Origin of the sequence: Pseudomonas sp. UBA1879 (assembly GCF_002338065.1) — a bacterium.
GTDB lineage: Bacteria > Pseudomonadota > Gammaproteobacteria > Pseudomonadales > Pseudomonadaceae > Aquipseudomonas.
In genome coordinates this window covers 35,153-61,302 of sequence record NZ_DDHJ01000005.1, presented here as the reverse complement: position 1 = coordinate 61,302, position 26,150 = coordinate 35,153, and the positions used below count along the sequence as shown (strand labels likewise).

Sequence of the window (26,150 nt, the reverse complement as noted above, 5' to 3'; positions counted from 1 at the left end):
TGCACGCCTAGATACCGAAGAACGTGAATACGCCCACTCCCCCACCGACGGCGCCAATGACCAGCAGCCCGACAGAGCAGTCCGATCCGGCGCACTGGATCATTTGCGAACACTGCGATTCGCTGTATCACGCCCAGCCTCTGAGCAAGGGGCAGTCAGCGTATTGCCTGCGCTGCGCGGCGGTCCTCAACCGAGGCCATCGCATGACCATCGAACAGCTGCTCGCACTGAGCATCGCGGCGGGGATCATGTTCATTTTCGCCAACGTGTTCCCGGTGATCAGCATCAGCATGAAAGGCCTGTACAACGAAGTGACCCTCTGGGGTTCGGTGCAGGCGCTGGCCCAAGGACAGATCACCCTCATCGCCTTGGTGGCCGGGCTGGCGATCATCCTCGCACCGGCCCTGCAAATCGCGTTGCTGTTCTGGGTGCTGATACACGCCCAACGCCGTGAAATCGCCCCCGGCTTCAAGACCTGCATGCGCACGCTGGAACATTTGCGCCCCTGGAGCATGCTCGAAGTGTGTCTGTTGGGCATTCTGGTCGCGATCGTCAAGCTGGCCGGCATGCTCGACGTTCACCCCGGTGTCGGTCTGTGGGCCATGGCCATGCTCATGGTGCTGATCGTGCTGATTGCCGGCAAAGACATTCGCAGGCTGTGGGACGAATTGGGGGTCGTACCCGAATGAACGGCATTCCCTACGCCCGCGAGCGCCAGGTCACGCTTTGCCACACCTGCGCCTATGTCTGCCCGGAGGACGCCGAGCGCTGCCCCCGGTGCGAATCCCCAGTCCATCGGCGCAAGCCCAACAGCCTGACCCGTACCTGGGCCTTCCTGATCGCCGGGCTGATTTTCTACATCCCGGCCAACACGTTGCCCGTGATGTTCACGACCCTGCTGGGCAGCGCCAGCGAAAACACCATCATGAGCGGTGTCATCGAGTTTGCCGAAGGCGGCTCCTGGGACATCGCCATTCTGATCTTCGTCGCCAGCGTGCTGGTGCCCTGCCTCAAGTTTCTGGTGCTAGGCATGCTGCTGGTCACCTGCCAGCGCCGCAGCCAGTGGGCGATGCGCGAGCGCTCCCGGCTGTTCCGTTTCATCGAGTTGATCGGCTACTGGTCGATGCTCGACGTGCTGGTGGTCGCCCTGGTGGCGGCGCTGGTCCAGTTTCGCGGGCTCAGCACCATCGAGCCGCGACTGGGCATCCTGTTCTTTGGTTTGGTGGTGGTGATGACGATGCTGGCCGCCATGAGTTTCGATCCCCGGTTGATCTGGGACGCAGAGGTTGAAGATGTCCGATAACGCCCTCCCCCCTTCGGCGCCCGAGCCGGCGCGACCGCAGGTCAAGGCTCGCAAGGCACGTGTTTCGCTGGTCTGGCTGGTGCCTATTCTGGCCGGGGTCATCGGCCTGTCGATGGTCATTCACGATTTTCTCAACGTCGGCCCCAAGGTCGTCGTCAGCTTCCTGACCGCCGAAGGTCTGGAAGCCAAGAAAACCCAAGTGAAGTACAAAAACGTGGTAATCGGCACGGTCACCGACATCGAACTGAGCGAGGATCGCACCCACGTGCTGGCGACCATCGAACTCAATCAGTCGGCTGCCCCGTTCACCCGCGCCGACTCGCAATACTGGGTGGTGCGACCGCGTATCGGCGCCCACGGCGTGTCGGGCGTCGACACATTGCTGTCGGGGGCGTTTATCGGTGCCGACGCGGGCAGCTCGGACAAGACCGAGAGAAATTTCACCGGCCTCGAAAACCCGCCTCCTGTCACCTTTGGCGACAAGGGCAAGCGCTTCATTCTGCACACCGATGACCTCGGTTCGCTGGACATCGGCTCGCCCATTTATTTCCGGCGCATCCAAGTGGGACAGGTGGTGGCCTACGAGTTGGCGAAGGACGGCAAGGGCGTGAACATCGAAATCTTCGTCAACTCGCCCAACGACCAGTACGTGCTCACCGATTCACGCTTTTGGAATGCCAGCGGCGTTGACGTCAGTCTGGGCGCTGCGGGCCTCAAGGTTTCGACCCAGTCCCTGACCTCGATCATCTCGGGCGGGATCGCCTTCCGCGAACCGAAATACAGCCCGGACGCCAAGCCCGCCGAGCCAAACGCCGAATTCAAACTGTTCGAAGACCAGACCACGGCACTGGCCCCCCCGGACGGCGAGCCGAAATACATCCGCATGCGCTTCAACCAATCGCTGCGCGGTCTGGTAGTCAATGCCCCGGTTGATTTCCTCGGGGTGAACATCGGGCGTGTGGTCTCGGTCGACCTTGATTACGACGCAGCCAGTGGCACGTTCCCCGGTGTGGTCGGCGCGGTCATCTACCCGCAACGTTTGGGCGCCGCCAACGACAAGCTCAAGGAACAGGCCGGTTCAGGCAACGACGAGGAAGAACAGACCTCGCGCATTCTGGGACGCTTCGTAGAACGTGGGCTGCGCGCACAGGTGCGCACGGGCAACCTGCTCACAGGCCAGCTGTACGTGGCCATGGATTTCGACCCCAAGGCACCGAAGATTGCGTATAACGCCAAGGCCCGCCCATTGGAGATTCCGACCGTGGGCGGCAGCTTCGACAAGTTGCAGGAACAGCTGCAGGCGTTCGTCGACAAGCTCGGCAAGATCCCGATCGACGACCTGGCGAAAAACCTCAACGGTAGCCTGATCGAACTGCAGAAGACCTTGAAAAACGTCAATGGCCAAGTGCTGCCTCAGATGGCCGGTACGCTGCAGCAAGCGCAGAAGACCCTCGGCACTGCGAATGACACATTGTCGGACGACTCCCCGGCGCGTCAGCAGTTGGGTCAAGCACTGGATGAAGTTCAGCGCACGGCCCGTTCGGTCCGCGTGCTGACCGACTTCCTTAGCCGCCATCCCGAGTCGCTTATCCGCGGTCGCTCGGGTGACGCTGCGCCGGGTTCGTACAAAGGTTCGTCCTCTTCCCGTGAAATTCCTCCGGAGCCTGCCCAATGACTGTGCGTACTCACCTGCTGGCAATGGCATGCGCCTTGAGCCTCGGCGCCTGCTCGTCGACACCGACGCATTACTACACTCTCATTGCCCCCGCCGCGCCGTCGACAGCTGCTGTCACGCCAGCGCCTTTTCAGTTCGAAATGCAACCGGTGCTGATGGCCGTTCAAGTGGACCAGCCCCCGCTGGTCGTGCGCCAGGGCAATGGCAGCCTGGCCATTCTGGAGAACGAGCGGTGGGGGGCACCGCTGGGGGATGAATTCCACGACGCATTGACCGGCGAACTGGAACGTCGCTTCGGTTCTCGTGATCTGGCAGGGCTGCCCAAGCAGAGCGATGAGCCTGTGCTCACAGTCCGCACGGATGTGAGGCGTTTTGAATCGGCACTGGATCAATACGCCTTGATCGATGTGGTCTGGAACTTGAGTCTGCGCGCTAATGGCAGTGGCAACAAACGTAAGACACTCACTTGCAGCAGCGTCATTCGTCAGCCAGCAGGCGCTGGCATGGAGAATCTGATACTGGCTCACCAGAAAGCGGTGTCGACCCTGGCTGACACTATTGCCCGAACCGCACGCAGTTGGGTGCAACAACCCACTTCTCGCTGCCCCTCCTGAACACGTTTGTCGCCTGGCCGAGCCTCTCTAGAACGAGGCTTCCAGGCAACTGCGCTGACTGAATCCCGCAAACCAACCTGTACAAAACAGGTTGGGTGTATAGCTTTGATCGCTATTCGGTCATACGTGTGTTTCAAGAAATATCGACAACAACCGATTGGATCCCTTTCCACTTCAATTGGATATTCGGTATTGTCATCCAATCGCATGCAGAACAGCTGCGCGAATTCGATGATCTTTATCGATTCATTCGATTAATCATCCACGCAATAGCAGTGGTTTGTGTGGGCAACTTCCTGAACTGGCCTGACCGTGGCAGCAGAACAGGAAATGTGAGAGGCATATATGACAGGGATAGGTCAGCGACTGAGGCAAGAACGTAACCGCCTCAAGCTTTCGCAGAGTGCACTGGGCGCCATTGGCGGCGTGGAAACCAACGCACAAGGCAATTATGAAAGTGGAGCGCGTTCACCTAAAGCCGATTACTTATTGCGCATCACTCAAGCAGGGGTCGATATTTATTATGTATTAACGGGCGTACGACAGACCCAAATGGATGGCATTACGCCAGCCACGCATATTGATGACAATGCACACGTCGAACACCTGGACAAAGTGACCCAACAGTTGCATCGCAATCTTCATGGGCTAATCGACGCGCTGTATCAAATAACCTTGTTGGTCGAACTGCGCGCCAGTGACACTCAAGACACTGCGGTCAAACAGGAACTCGACACCATCCGGGCAGAAGCTCAAGAGCTGGCCCAAGCGTCCGTGCGACTGATCTTCGTTACGTCGAAGCTCAGTTGAATCCTCCACGCTCTGGTGTACAACGCCTGCTCCAGAGCACATTCTCTGCAACTCACATTCCCCTCAATGGACCTTGCCGTGCCCCCTGCCCGCCCTGACCTTTCCCGCCTGACCGCCCAAGCAGCCGCGCATTTGCTTCAACGCCGGGAACTGACAGCCGTCGCGCTGTTGGAAGCCTGCCTTGAGGTCATCCAGGCGCGTGAACCCGAGCTTCAAGCATGGCGGCACTTCGATGCCGCCGGCGCGCTGGCGCAAGCGCAGCAACTGGACCAAGGTCCCCTGCGCGGACCTCTGCACGGATTGCCATTGGGTGTGAAGGACCTGTTCGACACGCGCGACTTCCCGTCCGGCTATGGCTCGCCCATCTACCGTACGCATCAGCCGGTCAATGACGCCGCGGCGGTGGCGCTGTGCCGTGAAGCCGGCGCGATCGTCCTGGGCAAAACCGTGACGACCGAGTTCGCAACGTTCACCCCCGGCCCCACAGCGAACCCGCATAACCCGGCACACACCCCGGGCGGATCGTCCAGTGGGTCGGCCGCCGCCGTCGGCGCTAACATGGTGCCCCTCGCGCTGGGCACCCAGACAGCCGCCTCGGTGATCCGCCCTGCCGCCTACTGCGGGATCGTCGGGTTCAAACCCAGCTTTGGCCTGATCCCCCGAGCAGGCATCAAAAGCCTCAGTGAGTCGCTGGACACCGTCGGTGGCTTTGGCCGTTGCGTCGAAGACGTCGCCCTGCTCACTTCGGTCATGGCCAACGCGCCACAATGGCGACAGTTGCCCATCGATCGCAAGCCGCGCGTCGGGGTCTGCCGCACGGCGTTCTGGGACAACAGCAGCCCCGCCGCGCAGGCCGCATTCGAAGCCACGGTCCAGCGTTTGAACACCCAAGGTGTTCACATCGTGGACGTGACGTTGAGTGATGCGGTCAACGCGTTGGTCGAGGTGCACGACGCGGTGATGTGCGCCGAAGCCTTCAAGGCACTGGCCGATGAGCGACTGAATCATCGGGCTCAGCTCAGCGAACGATTACAGGCCATGCTGGAACGTGGGGGGCAAATCAGTTTTGAGCAAAGCCTTCGACACCGGGCGCAAGTGGCGTCAGCCCGGCATCAAATGGGCCGAGGTTTCGCCGAATACGATGTGTTGTTGACTCCCAGCGCCTGCGGCGAAGCGGAGTCGGGACTGGAGAAGACAGGCGACCCATTGTTCTCGCGAATCTGGAGTCTGTTGGGGTTTCCAAGCCTGAGCCTGCCGGTAGGCTTCGGTCCACAGGGCTTGCCGTTAGGCGTTCAAGTGGTCGGGCCGGTGATGAGCGATACGGCAACGCTGGGGTTTGCCAACTGGATTGAGCTACACCTGAAGGATTGAGTGGCACACCTTGGACGGGCCCTAGCCCAGGGCTCCAGGATCAGAGGCAATGAGCTCACCGCTGACACCTATTTCGCGAAGACATTCGCGCCCACAAAGGTGTCTGAGCCCATGACATGAAAGGTGCCGAAGACTCGGCTGGAAGCGAACGGGGAAGTCCGCTCCCACATTCATTCAACTGTAGCCAAGCGGCACGTCAGTCACCGCCGCTTCAACCGGTCGATGATCACTGCCAGCAACAGAATCGTGCCGCGAATTACGTATTGGTAGAAGGTGTCGATGTTTTTCAGGTTCATGGCGTTTTCAATGATCGCCAGAATCAGTACCCCGGCGATCACATGGCGAATCATGCCAATGCCGCCACTGAGCGACACGCCGCCCAAGACGCAGGCCGAAATAACGGTCAGCTCGAAACCTTGCCCGATCATCGGCTGTCCGGAGGTCATCCGCGACGCCAGGACCACACCCGCCAGGGCGCCGATCAAGCCGTGCACGGCGAAGATGATGATCTTGGTGCGATCGACGTGTACCCCCGCCAGCAACGCCGCTTCCTGGTTGCCGCCGATGGCCAGTGAATTGCGGCCGTAAGTGGTGTAGTTGAGTAACCAGCCGAAGAACACGAAACACACGACGGTGATCAGGATCGGCACCGGTACACCGAACAACTGACCGTTACCAAACACGAAGAACCCTTCCTCTCCCACACCCACGGCCTTGCCGTTGGAAAAGATGTAGGCCAGGCCGCGCACGATCTGCATGGTTGCCAGCGTGGTGATCAGCGCGTTGATGCGCAGCTTGGCGATGACGATGCCGTTGATCAGCCCCACCAGCAAGCCCATCGCCAGCGCCGCCGATACGCCGAGAAACACGCTGTCGGTGTCACGAATCACGATCCCGGCGATGACCCCGGAACAGGCCAGCACCGAACCGACAGACAGGTCGAAATGCCCCGACGCCAGGCAGAACAGCATGGTGCACGCGGCGATGCCGACGGTGGAAATCGCCAGCCCCAGACCGCGCATGTTCAGGGGCGACATGAAGTTGTCGATGAGCAGGGCACAGAGCACGAAGATGCCCAATGCGGCAAGGAGCATCGCCCAGTCGTCGAAGAAGCGACGCAGGTTCATGCCCTGGCGGGGAGCCGTCAGGCTGCTGGTTTCGGTAGACATACGCACCTCGTTTTTATTTTTCACTTGGGTGACCCGGTTTCAGCCGCGCGTACGCGGCAGTGCCAGTTGCAACAACCGTTGTTCATTGGCCTCGTCCCGCGAAAGCTCGCCGGTGATGGCGCCTTCGCTCATGACCAGAATGCGGTCGGAAATCCCCATGACTTCCATCAGATCACTGGACACTACGATCACTGCGATACCGTCGGCCGCGAGGTTGTGAATGATGTCGTAGATCTCGGATTTGGCGCCGATGTCGATGCCGCGAGTAGGTTCATCGAGCAGCAACACCTTCATTGGCATCGACAACCAGCGGCCGAGAATAGCCTTCTGCTGATTCCCGCCCGACAGAAACAGCATTTGCTGTTCCGGCGAAGGCGTTTTGACATTCATCGCGCGAATCTGCTGTTTGGCGTTGTCGCGCTCCCAGCGGCCCTGGATCAGGCAACCCAGGTGCACATGACGCGGTCGGGCCCCGATGTTGATGTTCTCGGCCACGCTGGAAAGCGGCACGATGCCTTCTTTCTTGCGGTCCTCGGGGCACAGCAAAATACCGGCGGCAATCGCGTCGCGGGGGGACTTCAGGCTCAGCGGCGCGCCATCGAGTTGCAGCGTTCCCGCTTGCGACCGCGTCAGGCCCGAAAGCAGGCGAAACAACTCGGTACGACCGGCGCCCACCAGACCGAAAAAGCCCAGCACTTCGCCTTTCGCCACTGCGAAGCTCACCGGCTCCTGGAGGCCTGGGCCTTGCAGCCCGGTCACCCGCAGGCTCGAGCCCTGATGCTGACGCGGACGATAGTTGTAAATATCCTGAATATCGCGCCCGACCATGCAGGTCACCAGCCGATCGTGGTCCAGATCAGCCATGTCATCGAACGTGCGCACAAAGCGGCCGTCCTTGAACACTGTCACGGCGTCGCACACGCGGAAGATTTCTTCCATGCGGTGCGAGACATACAGAATGACTCGGCCTTCGTCGCGCAGCTTGATGATGATCGCCATCAAACGGTCGATCTCTCGCGCCGACAGGCTGCTGGTGGGTTCGTCAAAGGCAATGACGTGGGCGTTGCGTGACATGGCCTTGGCGATTTCCACCAGCTGCCGCTGCCCCAGCGACAGGTCACCGAGGCGAGTGTCAGGGTCGATTTCGTCCGCCAGGCCCTTGAGCAATTCACGCGCACGGCGAACCATCGCGCGCCGGTTGACCATGCCCCAGCGGTTGGGCATGTGGCCCAATAGCAGGTTTTCCGCCACGGACATTTCCGGCACCAGGTGCAATTCCTGGTGAATCACCGCAACGCCGGCGGCAATGCTGTCGGCCGTGGATTTGAACGCCAGGTGCTGATCACCGATTTGCAGGTCGCCGCTGTTGGGCTGATACGAACCGCCGAGAATTTTCAACAGCGTCGACTTACCCGCGCCGTTCTCGCCCATCAGCGCATGGACGCTGCCAGGACGTGCCTCGAAATTGATGTCCGACAGGGCCTTGACGCCGGGAAAGGTCTTGCCGATCCCGTTGAAGCGCAAACTGCCGCCAGATGGCTGTAGCTGAACCGATGCCTGTTGCATGAACCCCTCCCCCTCGCTCCCGCCCGGACAGGCTGAAGCGAGGCCTTGCAGATGTCGGCCTGACGCGCGGCGTCAGGCCTGCTGATGTGTGCCGCGCGTTACTTATAGAGGCCGATTTTGGTCAGCACTTCCTTGAAGTTCTCGCGGGTGATCAGGGTCACGTCGTCCATGGCGGTGTATTTCGCCGGTTCCTTGCCGGTAGATACCCACTCATACATCTGCAGCGCGGTGTTGTAGCCCTCTTTGTCCGGGCTTGGCAGCATCGAGCCGAAGAAACCGCTTTCCTTTTTCTTCAGTTCGTCGATGGCGTCAGTGCCGTTGATACCGATGCCAATCACGTTGGCCGGCGCGAAACCGGCGCCCGCGGTGGCGCGCACGCCGCCCAGCACAGTGTTGTCGTTCATGCCACCGACGATGAGGTTTTTCGCGCCGCTTGGCAGTTTGGGCAGGGCCGCGTTGGTGGCGTCCATGCTGCCTGGCACGTCGAGGGTTTTCTGCGGGGTGAAGAGGATATGGTCTTCCGGCAGGCCAGCTTTCTTCAGAGCATCGACCGAACCGTCAGTGCGCTTCTTGCCAGTATCCAGTTCGTTATAGGTGTTGATGATGGCGTAGGTGTCTTTCCAGTCCCACTTGCGATTCTGCGCCTCGGTGGCCATGGCCGCGCCCTGTTTCTGGCCGACCTCGAACGCCGCCATGCCCAGATACGGCACGTCTTCCATGAACTTGCCCTTGGCGTCGACGAAGCGATCGTCCACGGCCATGACTTTCAGGTCGTTGGCCTTGGCCTTGGCGACGATGGCCGGGCCGAGGGACACGTCAGGCGGGCAGATGACAAAGCCCTTGGCGCCGTTGGCGGCCAGGTTGTCGATGGCAGAAAGGGTTTTCTCGCCGTCCGGCACGGCGATCTTGATCACTTCAAAACCGTGGTCCTTGCCCGCTTTCTCAGCGAACTGCCATTCCGTCTGGAACCAAGGCTCTTCGGCTTGCTTGACGAGAAAACCGATCTTGACCTTATCAGCAGCGATCGCACCGCCGCTCATTCCAACGATGGCGGTGGCAACAGCGGCACAGCACAGGGAACGAATCCCGTGGCGACTCAACATAGCTAACTCCTTATTTTTATTGACTAGCTACAGCGTCCAGCAGTGAGTGTCGTGACGGCCTGGGGGAGTCATCCGCAACAGGCCGATCGACTGTTTACAGTCTTATCATATTATCAATGACGTCTATGTAACCGAGTGTCACACCCCTTCCACGGCACTTTGGATCAACCTGCAAACCGGTTCGATGGCAGCCCCTGGATGCCGGTTTCCATTTGCAAAATGCTGCCGTCGAGCGCCAGTGCATCGGTGGCAGGTCGTGCGCTGGTGACGAACAGCGTGGTCATGTCCGGGCCACCAAACACGCAACTGGTGGGATGACTGACCGGCAGTTCGATGATTCGGTCGACGCTGCCATCGGGCGCAAACCGAATAAGGCAATGGCCGCCCCAACGGGCATTCCACACGTAGCCTTCAGTGTCCATGGCTGAACCGTCCGGTACGCCGCGCGCCTGTTGCGCGGCCCAGACCCGACGCTCGCCAAGGGTGCCGTCTGCCAGTATCGGGTAGCGGTAGATCACCCCATCGAGGCTGTCCGCCGACAGCAAAGCGCCACCGTGATCGGTCCAGAGCATCGTATTCACGATCCCCTGTCCTTCCAGCAGCGGCGAGACCCGAGCGTTGGCATCAACGCGGAAAATCCCGCCGGAGCGCCGCAGCAACGGCAGGTCGCCGCCCTCGGCGTCGAGATTATTCTGCATGCTGCCGAGCCATAGACGACCCTGGCTGTCACAGCGCGCTTCGTTGGCCCGATTGCCGTCGACGGGATCGGCCACGCACAGCAATGACAGAGCAGGATGTTCAGCGGGGGAATCCACATCCAAACGGTAGACCCCGCTGGCCAGGGTGACCAGTGCATCGCCTTTCACGGTGGGAATGAACGCGGAAACCGGCTCGCGAAATTGCCAATGCTGCACCCGGCCCTGATGCAATCGCAAAGCACGGAACCCGGCGATGTCGACCCAATAAAGGCTCTGCTGAACGTCATCCCAGAACGGCCCTTCGGCCAGTTTGAATTGCAGGTCAGCGACCGGCTGCCATTTCATGAAAGTGTCCTGTTCTTGTTGTGTTGAGAAACCGCCGGTGTGTCGTTCGTACGGCGCTATTACGTTTCACGTTCTACGTCGCCCGCGAACGGGAGATCACCTCATTGGCGTTTTCGATCAGGCTCATGCAGGCCCATACCCCGCGAGCCGCATCACGGGTGGCAATGGCATCGGCCAATTCCTTGTGCAACGGCAGCGTCCGACCCAACTCTCCCGGCACGGCTGACGACACTTCGAACGAAATGGCCAGCAACGCGCCCAGCGCCGGCAGCATCTGTTCGATGAACTGGTTGTGACTGGCCGCCAGCACTGCCTCGTGAAAACGCTGATCGGCGTGATTGTAATCACCCATGTCCGCCACACTGGCCGCCAGCTGCTGATACGCCGCCTGAATCTCGATAATCTGCGCCGGACTGGCCCGCTCACAGGCCCAGCGCACGGCCATCGGCTCAATGGCGCGACGCAAATCCAGCAGGTCCAGCACGAAGCTTTCCGGCAACCCCTTGGCTGCCAACCAGCCGACCACTTGGGGATCGAACAGGTTCCAGCTGCGCACGGGCAGCACCCGCGTGCCCACCTTGGGTCCCACTTCCAGCATGCCCTTGGCCACCAGCGTTTTGATGGCCTCGCGAATGACCGTTCGACTGACACCAAACTCCTCGCCCAACGCCGCTTCGACCTTCAGCGATTGCCCCGGCGCCACACTGCCTTGAGCAATCCAGGCGCCCAGGCGGTCCACTGTTGACGCGTGAAAACTGTTGCTCATCCATCCGCCCCTTCCTGCGGTGCGTTCCGCAAATCGAGGCTAATCATCATATGAATAGCTGTCAAACGGCTGTACAAGGGCAAAAAGCTGGACTAAACCTGTTCAACATCAGACCTCAGCCTGCCTTTCGCTTAATAGTATTACAATTAATTTTAAAATCGAGCGTTTCAATCCATTAAAACTTAACTAAAGGGCAAAAACGACAAATTAGTCATACCAATGATCAGCAGAGACTTCTGTCGGATGGCGTGTCAATTCGCTTGCCGCGCGTGCCGCTCGAAGCTCGCCACTCCCCTGTTTCTAAAACAAAAAAGGAACGACGCAATGAGGAAGACGCTTATCCCTGCTATCGGACTGACCCTGCTGGCCTCGGCGCTCCAGGCCCACGCCGCCACCGGGCTTTCGACCGAACACGCCACTTTCGGCAAATTGCCGGACGGCACCACGGTCGAGAAATACATCCTGCGCAACAGTCTCGGCATGCAAGCCACGGTGCTGACCTACGGCGGTACGCTGCAATCGCTGCTGATTCCGGACAAACACGGCAAAACCGAAGACGTCGTACTCGGCTTCGACGACATTGACGGCTACCTCAACGGCACCGCGTACTTTGGCGCCACCATCGGGCGCTTCGGCAATCGGCTGGCGGACGGCAAGTTCAGCCTTGATGGCAAGACCTATCAAGTCCCGCAGAACGACAAGACCAACGCGCTGCACGGCGGCACGAAAGGCTTCGACAAGCAGATTTGGAAAGCCGAGCAAATCAAGGACAAGGGATGGGTCGGGGTCAAGCTCACCTACGTGTCGGCTGACGGCGAGATGGGCTTTCCGGGGACACTGAAAACTGAAGTGACCTACAGCCTCAACGACAAGAATGAACTGCGCATCCAGTACCACGCCACGACTGACAAGCCGACGGTGCTGAACCTCACCAACCACAGTTATTTCAACCTCGCAGGTGCGGGCAATGGCGACATCCTCGATCAGGTGGCCATCGTTCATGCCAGTCATTACACCCCGATCAACGAGAAGTTGATCCCCAGCGGTGAGCTGCCCTCTGTCAGCGGCACGCCCTTTGACTTCCTCAAGCCTGTCGCCTTCGGCAAGCGTATCCGTGAGGACAATCAGCAGCTGAAATATGCCGAACCGACCCAAGGCGGTTACGACCACAACTGGGTGCTGGACAACAAAGGCAAGGTGTCGAATCTGGCGGCGGATGTGGTCGATCCAAAATCTGGCCGACGCCTGCAGCTGTTCACCACCGAACCCGGTGTGCAGCTTTACACAGGCAATTTCCTGGACGGTACGGTCAAGGGTAAAGGCGGCAAGATCTACCCGCATTGGGGCGCCTTCACCCTCGAGACCCAACACTTCCCGGATTCCCCGAATCAGCACAACTTCCCGTCGACCCGCCTGGACCCTGGCAAGGCGTATCACCAGACGACGGTGTTCAAGTTTTCGAGTCAATAACCCTCAGGCGCTGCACGAAGACATACCCAAGCCGCCATATGGCTGACAAAGCAGCTGTCAGTGACCTCAGGTGTTGCTGACACGCTGCCTTTGCCAGAGGGTCTGCATCTGTCTGTTAACAGCGTCCTCTTCTGCCCTGGCGTTTGGATCGTTTAAAGAAACGATGTCGAATTCGCGCCGAACCCACTCATTCGTTCACATCTGCAAGCTCCTAATCATCCTTCTGTACCACACGTAACCGTTTGGCAACGAAAGGAATAATCCGACTGAATTTTCCCAGAGGATCCGACTCAAGGAGAAGTGAGCGACTGATAGGGAGGTTTGCAAGCGTGGCACAGTACAAGCATTTCAGAATCGATTACCTGCTGCATGGCAAATATAAAAGCTTCTACATCAGCGCTGAAGCCATGGACAACGCTTCCGCCTGGCATTGGGCGTCCGTGGATGCGGGATTTGGACAGATACCCAAATACCGCTCGGACAAAGTCCCAAAGGTCAGCAAGCCGAAAGCCGAACAACTCGGACTGACTGATGTGGAGTGGGCGGAATCCTGACCCCCCTCCTCATGAACTCTCACGTCGCCTGACGAAACCCCGCCGAACCCTTTTCGGCGGGTTTTTTTGTGCCATGGCTATCGCCTTTTCCCAGTGCAGGCATCTCCGGACAAGGTCATTCAACCAGCGCAGTCGACACGTGATCATATTCCCGCTCGACACGGCTGTCGCTGAACAGATATCTGACAATTGGCGCACTGCATTGACGTCATTGAAAGAACTGATCATTAAACGATCATTGCGAGTAAGGCCTTGCCTCGAAGGGCTTACAGCCAGTTATCCACAGAGATATTCACGTTTTTCGTGGACAACTTTTTCAACGAAATGGCGTTGACTTTCAGAGGCTTCCGAGCGTAGTACCAGCATCGAAACCGCGTTAACACCGGTTCTTCAGGGCGCTTAGTCTTGCCCGTCGGCGTGTTCGGCCAATAGGCCTTAAAGCTGTTCCAGATTGACTTGCAACGACCCTGGATCGCCGTCTGGCCGACACGTCATGCAGATGACATTTATGTACCGCCACGACGCGGAAAGGCGCGTGCTAGCATCCTTCACTCATCGAGGCTTGAAGGATCCCAGCATGCAGGACACGCACACATTCGCCGCCTTTCTGTTCGACATGGACGGCACGCTGACCAACTCCATTGCTGCAGCGGAACGGGTCTGGACCCGATGGGCCGTGAGCAAGGGGCTGGATGTGCAGGCTTTGCTGTCCACCATCCACGGCGTGCGTTGCGTCGACACGATGCGTCGGCTGAACCTGCCCGGCGTGGACCCTGAACGCGAAGCCGAACGGCTGGCGCAGATGGAGACCGATGACATCGAAGGCGTTATATCCATCGATGGGGCCGCGCGTTTCCTGGCGGCGCTCCCACCCGAACGTTGGGCCGTGGTGACCTCTGCGCCCAAGCGGCTGGCCGAACGCAGGATTCTGGCGGCAGGCTTGCCGCTGCCCAACGTCATGGTTGCTGCTGAAGACGTCGAACGCGGTAAACCGGCGCCGGACTGTTTTCAGCTGGCCGCGAAAAAGCTGGGCGTGAAGCCGGAAGACTGCCTGGTGTTCGAAGATGCACCAGCGGGGATTGCCGCTGCGGAAGCTGCCGGGGCTAAGGTCATGGTGATCACTGCAACCCACAGGCATCCTGTCGAGACGCTCCATCCGGGCCTGAGCAGCTACGACACCTACACTGTTTCGCTCACGGATCAGGGTTGGCTGTCCCTGCAACCACGCTGACAGGCGCCCACCATGGGCGCCCGCCTTCATCGAGCATCAGGCCGCGCTCAGCACACGCGCCAGCACGGATTTGACGGTGCCCATGCCGTTTTGCAGCGCCTGGTCGATTTCAGGCATGGTAATCACTGACGGCGATTTGCCTGCTGCCGGATTCACGACCAGCGCCAGACAGGCGTAATTCAGCCCGAGCTCGCGGGCCAACGCGGCCTCTGGCATACCGGTCATCCCGACGACGTCACAACCGTCCCGCTCCAGCCGAACGATTTCAGCTGCGGTTTCAAGGCGCGGCCCCTGCGTGCAGCCATACACACCGAAATCGCTGAACGTGCTGCCCTCCGCGTGCAACGCGTCGATCAGCCGCTGACGCAGCACCTGACTGTATGGACGACTGAAATCGATGTGGATGACTTGCTCCAGATCCTCGGCGAAGAACGTGTGCTCCCGACCGCTGGTGTAGTCCACCAGATCATGGGGCACGCAGAAGTGTCCGGTGCCCATGTCAGGATGAATACCGCCCACTGCATTCACCGCAAGAATGGCCTGCGCCCCGGCCTGTTTCAGCGCCCACAGATTAGCCCGATAGTTGATCTTGTGCGGCGGCAAGCGATGAGGGTGGCCGTGACGCGCAAGGAACATCACCTCCCGGCCGGCGAATTCACCCAACTGGACCTCACCCGACGGTTCACCATACGGCGTGCTCATCGGCAGCGACTGACGAATCGTCAGGCCTTCCAGTTGCGTGAGACCCGTCCCACCGATAATCGCGTAAACCGTCATGGCCACTCCTCAGTCGATCAGTTGGGCCGCGCGCAACGCTGTCAGCGCCGCAAGCCAGCGTGGGTGTTGGCGATATTCCAGGGTTGCCAGACCCCGGCCACGCATGCGGGCGATGCGTGCGTGTGGCGTGACTTTCATTCGCTGGGCAGCACTCAGCGCCAACTCAGCGGCCGCCCGGTCGTTGCACACCAGCCCCATGTCGCACCCGGCGGTAAGTGCCGCTTCGATCCGGCTGGCGGCGTCACCCACCACGTGTGCGCCGGCCATCGACAGGTCATCGCTGAAAATCACCCCATCGAAGCCCAACTCGCCGCGCAAGATGTCCTGCAACCAACGGCGTGAAAAGCCTGCGGGCTGGTTGTCGATGTGCGGATAGATGACGTGGGCGGGCATCACTGCCGCCAACTGCTTGCTCAAGCGAGCGAAGGGCACCAAGTCGTTGGCGCGGAGGGTTTCCAGACTGCGCTCGTCGGTGGGGATGGCGACGTGGGAGTCCGCTTCGGCCCAACCATGGCCAGGGAAATGTTTACCGGTGGCGGACATACCGGCGTCGTTCATGCCTGTGATGAACGCTCCTGCCAGCAAGGCGGCCCGCTCCGGATCACCTTCGAATGCACGACTGCCAACCACTGCACTGCGCTGATAATCAAGGTCCAGCACCGGGGCAAAACTCAGGTCCAGGCCCACCGCCAATACTTCGGTTGCCATCAACCAGCCACACTGCTCGGCGAGAAATTCGGCATTCGGGTTATCGGCAATCGCTCGCATTGCAGGCAATCGCACGAAGCCCTGCCGCAAGCGTTGAACTCGTCCGCCCTCCTGATCAACTGCCAACAGCAGGTCAGGTCGCAATGCCCGAATGGACGCGCACAGCTCACGGACCTGCCGTGGACTCTCGATGTTGCGCGCAAAAATGATCAGACCGCCCACTTCGGGATGACGCAATAACTGACGGTCTTCGGAAGTCAGCCAAGTACCGGCGATATCCACCATCAGGGAGCCATGCAGGCCAGAATGCATAGAAAGATCCTTCAACAACCATTGCCCAATGCGGCATGGTGCGGGATCGTCCGGTGCGATGCAAATGCACGGCACCCACTGAGAAAGAATCAGGCCTTGGCAGGCGCCGGGGTCGAGCTTTTGATGCGAGGCTTCAGTTGCGCGCTGATCATGGCCGTATCTGTAACGCCCGTTTCGGCACGCATGCCCGCCGCAAGAAACGGCACCATGAGGCGCATGACCTGTTCGATAGACGTGTTGACGCCGAAGTCGGTCTCGGCGATCGCCCGTAATGCCTTGATGCCCGACATGCTGAACGCAGCGGCGCCGAGCATGAAGTGCACGCGCCAGAACAGTTCGATCGGGGGAATACGCGGGGCGGCCTCGTTAACCAACGTCATGTAGCGGCGGAATACCTTGCCGTACATGTCTTCGAGGTAACGACGCAAGTGACCCTGACTTTGACTGAATGCCAGACCAAGCAAGCGCATGAAAATCGACAAATCATTGCCGCTTCGAGGTTGCACGACCAACGCCTGCTCGACGAGAATCTCCAGCAGCTCTTCGAGGGTCGGTTTGTGTTCGGGCTTGGCTTGTCGACGCTCGAGCTCCTTGTCGAGACTGGCGCAGAATGGCCCGAGAAAGCGCGAAAACACGGCCTGAATCAGGGCCTTCTTCGAGCCAAAATGGTAATTCACCGCCGCCAGATTGACCGATGCCTTGCTGGTAATCAGCCGCAACGACGTTTCGGCAAACCCCTTCTCCGCAAACAGCTGCTCCGCAGCGTCCAGAATTCGTTCAACTGTTTCCGACTGAGCCATGGTTCTTCGCCTGACAAACACTTGTTTGAAACATACGTTTCAGCCAACCCACTGTCAACCCTGCGGTTCGTTTTGCGTCTGATCAGTCACGGCATTTAACCATACAAATAGCGGCCTGAAGCCATCGTTGATCCTCTCTGGACCGAGCCTTGTGGCGACGGCCGGTAGGCGCGCTTGAAAAGGATGATTGCCAAGACGCGATCACTGTATATAATCCCAGTCACTGTATAAAAAGACAGAGCGATGCACATGATCAAACTGACGTCACGCCAAGCCGAAATTCTGGACTTCATCAAACGCTGTCTGGAAGACAATGGCTACCCGCCCACCCGTGCGGAAATCGCTCAGGAGCTGGGGTTCAAATCCCCCAACGCCGCTGAAGAACACCTCAAGGCACTGGCCCGCAAGGGCGCAATTGAAATGACCCCGGGCGCCTCCCGCGGCATTCGCATTCCGGGCTTCGAGGCCAAGGCCGACGAAAGCGGCTTGCCAATCATCGGTCGTGTCGCGGCTGGTGCGCCCATTCTCGCCCAACAGCACATCGAAGAATCCCTGGCCATCAACCCCGCGTTCTTTCACCCCAGTGCTGACTATCTTCTTCGCGTCCACGGCATGAGCATGAAGGACGTCGGCATTCTCGACGGCGACCTGCTGGCCGTTCACACCACCCGCGAAGCCCGCAACGGCCAGATCGTCGTGGCGCGGATCGGCGACGAAGTCACGGTCAAGCGTTTCAAGCGTGAAGGGAGCAAAGTCTGGCTGATCGCCGAGAACCCTGAATTCGCCCCCATCGAAGTCAACCTGAAAGATCAGGACCTGGTCATTGAAGGGCTGAGCGTCGGCGTGATTCGCCGCTAAGGAGCACGTTTATGCAGTTTCCACAGACACCGCAACAACATGCACAACTGCCGCTGTTCGAAGTCTTCATGGCCCCTGCCATGCCGAGCCTCGATGCTCCGTTGCTTCAGATACCGGTGCTCGACGATGTCGTCGACGCCCCGTGGAGCAGCGAACCCGAAGTCTTCAGTGAATTGTCATTGCGCGGCGCTGCCGGAAACTGCCTGAACCTGCTCGCTCCGATTCTGCGTGATCTCAGCCAGGATAGAAACGATCGCTGGCTGACCCTGATCGCACCGCCATCCAGCGTGACCCAAGCCTGGCTACGGGACGCGGGCCTGAACCGGGAACGCATTATCCTGATGCACCCCAGAGGCACGCAAAGTGCGCTGGAACTCACGCGCGAAGCCTTGCGCCTGGGACGTAGCCATACAGTTGTCAGCTGGATCAACCCGATGCCCGGTACCGCGCGCCAGCAGCTCATCAGCGCAGCGCGTGTCGGGAATGCGCAAAGTCTGAATATCCGCTTGGGCTAATGTTGGCAATGTCTGGCCAGGTCAAGTCGAACGGCGCAATCCCGTGCGGACAGGCAGGTACTGCCCCTGATAAAGGGGGAAGCCAGCAGACAGGTGATGCGGAGCTGATCCAGAACGGGATCAGTGCAAGACGCGAGGCCCTTCTTCTTCCTTGGTCAACTCGCCTTCAGCCAGGCGACCGGCCATTTGCACGCCCACGCTAAGCATCGCTTTGGCGACTTCAACGTGTTGGCCATGCAGAAATGCCTTGGCATCGTCGGAGAAATTCAAGGTCACCAGCGACCCTTCATCTTCAGCGCGGCGCAGCTCGATACGGCCATCAGGCAGTTCTACAATTTCCAGAAAAGAGGTTGGCATCAGGACAGTTCTCCACGAAAGGCGGGCATTGTAGCAGCCTGATCACTCAGGCCCTAGCCCACCGATCACAATGCTTCAGCACTCGCTGAGCCCTTCGCGAAAACGAATGGCCAGACTTTTCAGCTGCTGCCGCCAGCTTTCCATCTCCTCGCGGGTCAACTCCGGCTCTACCACTTCCTCCACCCCCACTGAAATGATCAGCGGCTGGGTGACATCCCCCTTGGGCTTCTTCGGCGGGCGGGGTGGTTGAAACAGTGCGCCATAGGACGCCAGCAGTTGTGCCAGCCACGTCTCTCGCTGTTGAGCCAACTCGACCAGCTCGCCCATTTCGGGAATCGCGATGGCTTCCAGCACCTTAGGCGTCAGCAACTCCTCGGCGCGCGGGGTACCGGCGTTAGGCAGGCGATAGAAACCCGCGATTTCATGGCACAGACCCAGTAGCGCACCGTACAGATGAAAAATCGCCGATTCGCGCTCCGCCTGCTCGAGCCCTTGAGCATTCATGGCGTGGCTTTCTTTGGCCTTGGCCATGGCTTCCAGCGCCAGGCCTGCAAAGAACAGCTTCTGATTGGTGCGGGTATAGAGTTCGTGAGCCATGGCAGCGGCCTCCACATCGATGAAAGTTGAACGAATCCCACAAGGCAGAAAATCCCTCGATGCGCAGGCAGGCCATCGAGGGATTCTTTTAACGTAAAGCAGCAGCGCTTGCCAGCCGTCAGTGACTCATCGCCGAGTGATCAACGCTTGTCTTCGACCTTCCAAGCGCCACCGTCGAAGAAGGCGCGCCAGCCGGTCGGCTTGCCGTCCACTTCAGTCTGTACATATTGTTCCTTCGATTTGCGGCTGTAACGAATCACCGCCGGACGACCATCGGGATCTTTCTGTGGGGCTTCGCACAGAAAGTGATACTTCGGATCGATCTCCGACTTGTGCGGCACGATTTCAAGCACCAGCGGCGCACGGGTCTCGCGGTTTTTCGGGAACTGGCTGGCGGCCAGGAACAGGCCAGAAGCACCGTCACGCAGGATGTAGGTGTCGTCTACCTTCTCGCACTTGAGTTCTGGCATCTTCACCGGGTCCATCTTCGGAGGTGCCGCTTCGCCGTTTTTCAACAGCTTGCGAGTGTTCTTGCAGTTGGTGCAGCCGAAGAATTTGCCGAACCGGCCGGTCTTGAGCTGCATTTCGCCGCCACACTTGTCGCACTCAACGCTAGGGCCTTCATAGCCCTTGATGCGATAGCTGCCCTCTTCGATCTCGTAGCCCGCGCAATCCGGGTTGTTGCCGCAGATGTGAAGCTTGTGCTTCTCGTCGAGCAGATAGGCGTCCATCGCCGTGCTGCAGATCGGGCACCGGTGTTTGCCGCGCAGGACGCGGGATTCCGACTCACCTTCATCGTCCTCGGCGATTTCGTCGCCTGGCGTCAGGTTGACGGTGGCCTTGCAGCGCTCTTTCGGTGGCAGGCTGTAGCCCGAGCAACCGAGAAACACACCGGTGGATGCGGTGCGGATCTGCATCGGGCGCCCGCAGACCTTGCACGGGATGTCGGTCATCACCGGTTCGTTGGCCCGCATCCCGCTACCGGTGGCCTCGGCCACTTCGAGCTTTTTCTTGAAGTCGCCGTAGAACTCGTCAAGCACGTTTTTCCAGTCGCGCTCACCCTGGGCCACATCATCGAGGTTCTCTTCCATGCCGGCGGTGAAGCCGTAGTCCATCAGGTTGGAAAAGCTCTCGGACAGCCGTTCGGTGACGATGTCGCCCATCTTTTCAGAGTAGAAGCGGCGGTTGTGCAGTGCCACGTAGCCCCGGTCCTGAATCGTCGAGATGATCGCCGCATAGGTCGAAGGGCGACCGATACCGCGTTTTTCCATTTCCTTGACCAGGCTCGCTTCCGAGTAGCGCGCAGGCGGCTTGGTGAAGTGCTGGCTCGGGTCGAGCTTGATCAGCTTCATCACGTCGCCCTGAGCCATGTCGGGCAGTACGTCGTCGTCGCCCGGTTTGCTCATCTGCGGCAGAACACGGGTGTAACCGTCGAACTTGAGGATACGACCTTTGGCACGCAGCTCGAAGTCACCTGCGGCCACACTGACGGTGGTGGACAGGTATTGCGCGGGCGGCATCTGGCAGGCCACGAACTGACGCCAGATGAGCTCGTACAGACGCTCGGCATCCCGCTCCATGCCCGACAGCTTGCTGGGGTGGGTGTTGACGTCGGAGGGGCGAATCGCTTCGTGAGCCTCTTGTGCACCTTCCTTGCTGCTGTAAACGTTCGGCGAATCGGGCAGGTACTTATTACCGAACTCGGTTTCGATGTAGGTGCGGGCCATGGCCACGGCGTCGGCCGACAGGTTGGTCGAGTCGGTACGCATGTAGGTGATGTAACCCGCTTCGTACAGACGCTGGGCCATCATCATGGTTTTCTTCACGCCGAAGCCCAAGCGGTTACTTGCGGCCTGCTGCAACGTGGACGTGATGAACGGTGCCGACGGCTTGCTGCTGGTCGGTTTGTCCTCGCGCTTGGCAATCTTGTAGGAAGAGGCCTTGAGCTTCTCCAGCGCGGCCATGGCTTGGGCTTCGTTCAGCGGCTTGAATGCCTCACCGTTTTCGCGGGCCACTTCAAAACGCACGTTGGCGCCTTTTGCGGTGCCGAGGTCGGCGTGGACTTCCCAATACTCTTCCGGAATGAACGCACGGATTTCGCGCTCGCGCTCCACCACCAGCTTCACGGCCACCGATTGCACACGCCCCGCCGACAGGCCACGAGCAATCTTCTGCCATAGCAGCGGCGAGACCATGTAACCCACGACACGGTCTAGAAAGCGGCGAGCCTGTTGCGCATTGACGCGGTCGATGTCCAGCTCGCCCGGCCTGGAGAACGCTTCCTGAATGGCTTTCTTGGTGATCTCGTTGAACACCACGCGCTTGTAGCGCTCATCGTCACCACCGATGGCTTCGCGCAGGTGCCAGGCAATGGCTTCCCCTTCGCGGTCCAAGTCCGTCGCGAGGTAGATGGTGTCGGCATCCTTGGCAAGACGGCGCAGCTCGTCGATCACCTTTTCCTTGCCGGGAAGGATTTCATACTTGGCCTTCCAGCCATGCTCCGGATCAACGCCCATGCGGGCCACGAGCTGGCGCTTGGCTTTTTCCTTGGGCGTCAGTGCAGGGGCTTCGGAAGCTGTCTTGCCCTTTTTGGCGGCAGGTTCTTTCGCAGCGCTAGCCGAACCGCTGGTGGGCAGGTCTCGGATATGGCCGATACTCGACTTCACCACGTACTGGCTGCCCAGGTACTTGTTGATGGTCTTGGCCTTAGCCGGGGATTCCACAATGACCAGCGATTTGCCCATGGATCGGAAAATTCCTAATGCGAGAAAAAAGACGTCGGAGCCGTCGAGGCCCCGCTATATATAGTGGCTACAAGATGAGGTCAAGCAGAGGCTACTGCAAGGTCTCGCCTCACGACCTCGAAAAAAGGTCGGGTTCGGCCGTGACCAAAGCAAAGCGTGGCACGTGCTCGCCGTCAACCTCGACTGACTCAAGAAACATCGTCAAAGGACGGACCCAGAGGCCGTATTCACCATACAGCGCTTGATAGAACACGACTTCCTCTTCAGTCTCAGAATGCTTCGCGACGCCGAATACACGGTACTCGGGACCCTTGTAGTGACGGTAGAGACCTGGCTTCAACGGCATGCTGTGGACCTCTCGAACGGACGCGAAAAAAACGTCAAAAAAAACATTTCCTGAAAAACACAAAAGCCGGGGCACGTGGCCCCGGCTTGAACACTCATGCCGATTAAACGCGTTCGAACACCGTCGTGATGCCTTGACCGAGGCCAATACACATCGTGGCCACACCCAAAGTGCCGCCCTTCTGCTTCATCACATTGAGCAAGGTGCCGGAAATACGCGCCCCTGAGCAACCAAACGGGTGACCCAAGGCGATGGCGCCGCCGTGCAGGTTAACCTTCTCGTCCATCTTGTCGAGTACTTTCAGGTCTTTCAGGACTGGCAAGGCTTGCGCTGCAAAGGCTTCGTTGAGTTCGAAGTAGTCAATGTCAGCAATGCTCAGACCGGCGCGCTTGAGCGCTTTCTGAGTGGCCGGGACCGGACCGTAGCCCATGATTGCCGGGTCCACGCCCGCGACAGCCATCGAACGGATAACCGCCATCGGCTGAATGCCGAGGTCCATCGCACGCTGGCCCGACATCACGATCATGCAGGAGGCGCCGTCGGTAATTTGCGACGACGTACCCGCCGTGACCGTACCGCCTTTCGGGTTGAACGCAGGCTTGAGCGCGGCAAGGCTTTCCAGGGATGTCTCGGGACGAATGGTTTCGTCAAAGTCGTACATCTTCAGGAAGCCGTTCTCGTCATACCCTTGCATCGGGATGATCTCGTCCTTGAAGGCGCCGTCCACAGTGGCCTGATGCGCCAGACGGTGCGAGCGCACGCCAAACGCGTCCTGTGCCTCACGGGTGATGCCGTGCATCTTGCCGAGCATTTCAGCGGTCAGGCCCATCATGCCCGACGCTTTGGCGGCGTACAGCGACAGATGTGGGTTCGGGTCGACGCCGTGCATCATGCCGACGTGGCCCATGTGTTCGACACCGCCGATGACAAACACATCACCGTTGTTGCTCATGATCGCCTGAGCGGCGGTGTGCAGCGCGCTCATGGACGAACCGCACAGGCGGCTGACGGTCTGCGCCGCCGAGGTGTGCGGGATCGGCGTCATCAGCGACGCCATGCGCGCAATGTTCCAGCCCTGCTCCAGGGTCTGGTTGACGCAGCCCCAGATCACGTCCTCGACTTCCGCCGGGTCGACCTTGCTGTTGCGTTCCAGCAGTTTGGTGATCAGGTGCGCCGACATATCCTCGGCGCGGGTATTGCGGTGCATGCCACCCTTGGAGCGGCCCATCGGTGTGCGACCGAAGTCGACAATCACGACGTCTCTCGGATTCAAGCTCATATTCTCACCTGTTCGTTGGGCACTTAGCCGAAGAAGCGCTGGCCGTTCTTGGCCATTTCACGCAGCTTCGCAGTGGGGTGGTACAAAGCGCCCAGATCAGCATATCGGTCAGCCAGGGCAACGAATTCAGCGACACCGATCGAGTCGATGTAACGCAGCGCGCCGCCGCGGAACGGAGGGAAACCGATGCCGTAGATCAAGCCCATGTCGGCTTCGGCGGCGGTGTCAACGATGCCATCTTCCAGGCAACGCACAGTTTCGAGGCACAGCGGGATCATCATCCAGTTGATGATGTCCTCGTCGCTGACTTCACGCTGCTCGTAGATCACTGGCTTGAGCACTTCCAGCACGGAAGCGTCGACGACTTTTTTCGGTTTGCCCTTCTTGTCGGTCTCGTAGACGTAGAAGCCCTTGCCGTTCTTCTGGCCCAGTCGGTTGGCGTCGTACAGCGCATCCACCGCCGAGCGGCGATCGTCCTTCATGCGGTCGGGGAAGCCCTCGGCCATGACATCGCGGCCGTGGTGGCCGGTGTCGATGCCGACCACGTCCATCAGGTACGCCGGGCCCATCGGCCAGCCGAACTTTTCCATGACCTTGTCGATGCGCACGAAATCCACACCGGCACTGACCAGCTTGGCGAAGCCGCCGAAATACGGGAACAGAATGCGGTTGACCAGGAAGCCCGGGCAGTCGTTGACCACGATCGGGTTCTTGCCCATTTTCTTGGCGTAGGCCACGGTGGTGGCGACTGCGACCTCACTGGATTTCTCGCCGCGGATGACCTCAACCAGCGGCATCATGTGCACCGGGTTGAAGAAGTGCATGCCGACGAAATTCTCGGGACGCTTGAGCGCTTTGGCCAACAGGCTGATGGAAATGGTCGAGGTATTGGACGCCAGAATGGTGTTTTCACCCACCTGGCCTTCGACTTCCGACAGTACGGCCTGTTTGACTTTCGGGTTCTCGACCACGGCTTCGACCACCAGATCGACGTGACCGAAATCGCCATAGGACAGTGTCGGACGAATCGCATTCAGCGCCTCGGCCATCTTCGCCGGGGTCAAACGGTTTTTCTCGACACGCTTGCCCAGCAGCTTCGACGCTTCGTTCAGGCCCAGTTGGATGGCCTCTTCACGAATGTCTTTCATCAGGATCGGCGTGCCTTTGAGCGCCGATTGATAAGCGATGCCGCCGCCCATGATGCCGGCGCCGAGCACGGCAGCCTGCTTCACGTCCTTGGCGACTTCGTCGTAGATCTTGGCTTTCTTTTTCAATTCCTGATCGTTCAGGAACAGGCCGATCAGACTCTCGGCAGCCGAGGTCTTGGCCATTTTCACGAAACCGGCGGCTTCAACTTCCAGCGCTTTGTCGCGACCAAAGTTAGCGGCTTTCTGGATGGTCTTGATCGCCTCGACCGGGGCCGGGTAGTTCGGGCCGGCCTGACCGGCGACGAAACCCTTGGCGGTTTCGAAGGCCATCATTTGCTCGATGGCATTGAGCTTGAGCTTGTCCAGCTTCGGCTGACGTTTGGCCTTGAAGTCAAACTCGCCGGAAATGGCGCGCTTGATCAGGTCCAGCGCGGCTTCCTGCAGTTTGCCAGGCTCTACAACGGCGTCCACAGCGCCCACTTTCAGCGCGTCTTCGGCACGATTGTCCTTGCCCGACGCGATCCACTCGACCGCGTTGTCGACGCCAATCAAACGCGGCAGACGAACGGTGCCACCGAAGCCCGGGTAGATGCCGAGTTTGACTTCCGGCAAGCCGATCTTGGCGGTGGTGGACATGACGCGGAAATCCGCCGCCAGGCACATTTCCAGACCGCCACCCAGCGCGATACCGTTGATGGCAGCCAGGGTCGGCACGTTGAGGTCTTCGAAGTCACTGAAGATTTTGTTCGCTTCAAGGTTACCGGCGACCAGTTCGGCGTCCGGCAGCTTGAAGTTATCGACGAATTCGGTGATGTCGGCGCCGACGATGAACACGTCCTTGCCGCTGGTGACGATAACACCCTTGACCGACCCGTCAGCCTTGATGGCGTCCACGGCCTGGCGCAGATCGTTGAGGGTGAGGCGGTTGAACTTGTTGACGGACTCACCCTTGAGGTCGAATTTCAATTCGACGATACCACTCTCAAGAGCCTTAACCGTGATGGCTTTACCTTCGTAAATCATCAACTGATCTC

The 26,150-nt window shown here is 59.5% G+C and carries 25 protein-coding genes; 11 read left to right on the top strand and 14 right to left on the bottom strand.

The genetic code is table 11. From position 1 onward, the window contains the following. Positions 1-56 precede the first annotated feature (56 nt). From B3N48_RS07980 to B3N48_RS07955, 6 genes are all read left to right on the top strand, one after another. Positions 57-689, top strand: coding sequence for a paraquat-inducible protein A (locus tag B3N48_RS07980; protein ID WP_296181808.1), 633 nt, complete (start codon positions 57-59; stop codon positions 687-689). Further along, positions 686-1,303, top strand: a complete 618-nt coding sequence (locus B3N48_RS07975) for a paraquat-inducible protein A (RefSeq protein ID WP_296181805.1) — start codon at positions 686-688, stop codon at positions 1,301-1,303. Before B3N48_RS07980 ends, B3N48_RS07975 begins: the two co-directional genes overlap by 4 nt. Beyond that, positions 1,293-2,978 carry an intermembrane transport protein PqiB gene (locus B3N48_RS07970; RefSeq protein WP_296181803.1) on the top strand — a complete coding sequence of 562 codons (1,686 nt, stop codon included), beginning with the start codon at positions 1,293-1,295 and terminating at the stop codon, positions 2,976-2,978. Before B3N48_RS07975 ends, B3N48_RS07970 begins: the two co-directional genes overlap by 11 nt. Next, a complete protein-coding gene (locus B3N48_RS07965; protein ID WP_296181800.1) occupies positions 2,975-3,592 on the top strand; it encodes a PqiC family protein in 618 nt (205 codons plus the stop codon). Before B3N48_RS07970 ends, B3N48_RS07965 begins: the two co-directional genes overlap by 4 nt. Positions 3,593-3,937: 345 nt before the next feature. Continuing rightward, positions 3,938-4,402, top strand: coding sequence for a helix-turn-helix domain-containing protein (locus B3N48_RS07960; RefSeq protein WP_296181797.1), 465 nt, complete (start codon positions 3,938-3,940; stop codon positions 4,400-4,402). 78 nt (positions 4,403-4,480) lie between these two features. Continuing rightward, positions 4,481-5,773, top strand: coding sequence for an amidase (locus B3N48_RS07955; protein ID WP_296181794.1), 1,293 nt, complete (start codon positions 4,481-4,483; stop codon positions 5,771-5,773). Positions 5,774-5,973: 200 nt separating this feature from the next. Here the strand turns inward: B3N48_RS07955 and araH are convergent, their stop codons facing one another. The 5 genes from araH to B3N48_RS07930 all read right to left on the bottom strand — a co-directional run bounded on the left by araH (position 5,974) and on the right by B3N48_RS07930 (position 11,420). Then, positions 5,974-6,942: an L-arabinose ABC transporter permease AraH gene (gene araH / locus B3N48_RS07950; protein WP_296181791.1), complete on the bottom strand. Its 969-nt coding sequence runs from the start codon at positions 6,940-6,942 to the stop codon at positions 5,974-5,976. A 39-nt stretch (positions 6,943-6,981) separates the two neighbouring features. Further along, the gene (gene araG, locus B3N48_RS07945) at positions 6,982-8,508 is read right to left on the bottom strand and encodes an L-arabinose ABC transporter ATP-binding protein AraG (protein WP_296181789.1); all 1,527 of its coding nucleotides are present in this window, start codon (positions 8,506-8,508) and stop codon (positions 6,982-6,984) included. Positions 8,509-8,606: 98 nt separating this feature from the next. Then, positions 8,607-9,611, bottom strand: coding sequence for a substrate-binding domain-containing protein (locus B3N48_RS07940; RefSeq protein ID WP_296181787.1), 1,005 nt, complete (start codon positions 9,609-9,611; stop codon positions 8,607-8,609). A gap of 164 nt (positions 9,612-9,775) precedes the next feature. Then, positions 9,776-10,654 (bottom strand): SMP-30/gluconolactonase/LRE family protein, encoded by an 879-nt coding sequence (locus B3N48_RS07935; protein ID WP_296181784.1) that lies wholly within the window; start codon positions 10,652-10,654, stop codon positions 9,776-9,778. A 73-nt stretch (positions 10,655-10,727) separates the two neighbouring features. Next, positions 10,728-11,420: a FadR/GntR family transcriptional regulator gene (locus B3N48_RS07930; protein WP_296181782.1), complete on the bottom strand. Its 693-nt coding sequence runs from the start codon at positions 11,418-11,420 to the stop codon at positions 10,728-10,730. A 324-nt stretch (positions 11,421-11,744) separates the two neighbouring features. Between B3N48_RS07930 and B3N48_RS07925 the strand changes: the two genes are divergently transcribed. From B3N48_RS07925 to B3N48_RS07915, 3 genes are all read left to right on the top strand, one after another. Next, positions 11,745-12,890, top strand: a complete 1,146-nt coding sequence (locus B3N48_RS07925; RefSeq protein WP_296181779.1) for an aldose epimerase family protein — start codon at positions 11,745-11,747, stop codon at positions 12,888-12,890. 329 nt (positions 12,891-13,219) lie between these two features. After that, a complete protein-coding gene (locus tag B3N48_RS07920; RefSeq protein ID WP_062382299.1) occupies positions 13,220-13,444 on the top strand; it encodes a DUF6555 family protein in 225 nt (74 codons plus the stop codon). A 577-nt stretch (positions 13,445-14,021) separates the two neighbouring features. After that, positions 14,022-14,675, top strand: a complete 654-nt coding sequence (locus B3N48_RS07915) for an HAD-IA family hydrolase (RefSeq protein ID WP_296181772.1) — start codon at positions 14,022-14,024, stop codon at positions 14,673-14,675. 36 nt (positions 14,676-14,711) lie between these two features. Here B3N48_RS07915 and B3N48_RS07910 read toward each other — a convergent pair whose 3' ends face one another. From B3N48_RS07910 to psrA, 3 genes are all read right to left on the bottom strand, one after another. Then, the gene (locus B3N48_RS07910) at positions 14,712-15,452 is read right to left on the bottom strand and encodes an S-methyl-5'-thioinosine phosphorylase (protein WP_296181770.1); all 741 of its coding nucleotides are present in this window, start codon (positions 15,450-15,452) and stop codon (positions 14,712-14,714) included. A gap of 9 nt (positions 15,453-15,461) precedes the next feature. Further along, positions 15,462-16,460, bottom strand: a complete 999-nt coding sequence (gene nagZ / locus B3N48_RS07905) for a beta-N-acetylhexosaminidase (protein WP_296181978.1) — start codon at positions 16,458-16,460, stop codon at positions 15,462-15,464. Between the two features lie 101 nt (positions 16,461-16,561). Then, positions 16,562-17,272 carry a transcriptional regulator PsrA gene (psrA, locus tag B3N48_RS07900; protein WP_296181768.1) on the bottom strand — a complete coding sequence of 237 codons (711 nt, stop codon included), beginning with the start codon at positions 17,270-17,272 and terminating at the stop codon, positions 16,562-16,564. Positions 17,273-17,521: 249 nt separating this feature from the next. Between psrA and lexA the strand changes: the two genes are divergently transcribed. Together lexA and sulA are read left to right on the top strand one after the other, a co-directional pair. After that, a complete protein-coding gene (lexA, locus tag B3N48_RS07895; RefSeq protein WP_296181767.1) occupies positions 17,522-18,130 on the top strand; it encodes a transcriptional repressor LexA in 609 nt (202 codons plus the stop codon). Between the two features lie 11 nt (positions 18,131-18,141). Further along, entirely contained in the window at positions 18,142-18,645 is a 504-nt protein-coding gene (sulA, locus tag B3N48_RS07890; protein WP_296181765.1) for an SOS-induced cell division inhibitor SulA, read from the top strand. Positions 18,646-18,765: 120 nt separating this feature from the next. Here sulA and B3N48_RS07885 read toward each other — a convergent pair whose 3' ends face one another. From B3N48_RS07885 to fadB, 6 genes are all read right to left on the bottom strand, one after another. Then, entirely contained in the window at positions 18,766-19,002 is a 237-nt protein-coding gene (locus B3N48_RS07885) for a hypothetical protein (protein WP_296181764.1), read from the bottom strand. A gap of 75 nt (positions 19,003-19,077) precedes the next feature. Next, entirely contained in the window at positions 19,078-19,599 is a 522-nt protein-coding gene (locus B3N48_RS07880; RefSeq protein ID WP_296181762.1) for a DUF6586 family protein, read from the bottom strand. 140 nt (positions 19,600-19,739) lie between these two features. Continuing rightward, the gene (gene topA, locus B3N48_RS07875; protein WP_296181760.1) at positions 19,740-22,343 is read right to left on the bottom strand and encodes a type I DNA topoisomerase; all 2,604 of its coding nucleotides are present in this window, start codon (positions 22,341-22,343) and stop codon (positions 19,740-19,742) included. A 109-nt stretch (positions 22,344-22,452) separates the two neighbouring features. Next, positions 22,453-22,689 (bottom strand): DUF1653 domain-containing protein, encoded by a 237-nt coding sequence (locus tag B3N48_RS07870; protein WP_166597309.1) that lies wholly within the window; start codon positions 22,687-22,689, stop codon positions 22,453-22,455. 103 nt (positions 22,690-22,792) lie between these two features. Then, on the bottom strand, positions 22,793-23,968 hold the full coding sequence (gene fadA / locus B3N48_RS07865; protein ID WP_296181757.1) for an acetyl-CoA C-acyltransferase FadA: 1,176 nt from the start codon (positions 23,966-23,968) through the stop codon (positions 22,793-22,795). Positions 23,969-23,991: 23 nt separating this feature from the next. Further along, positions 23,992-26,139 (bottom strand): fatty acid oxidation complex subunit alpha FadB, encoded by a 2,148-nt coding sequence (fadB, locus tag B3N48_RS07860; RefSeq protein ID WP_296181755.1) that lies wholly within the window; start codon positions 26,137-26,139, stop codon positions 23,992-23,994. Between the last annotated feature and the right edge of the window lie 11 nt (positions 26,140-26,150).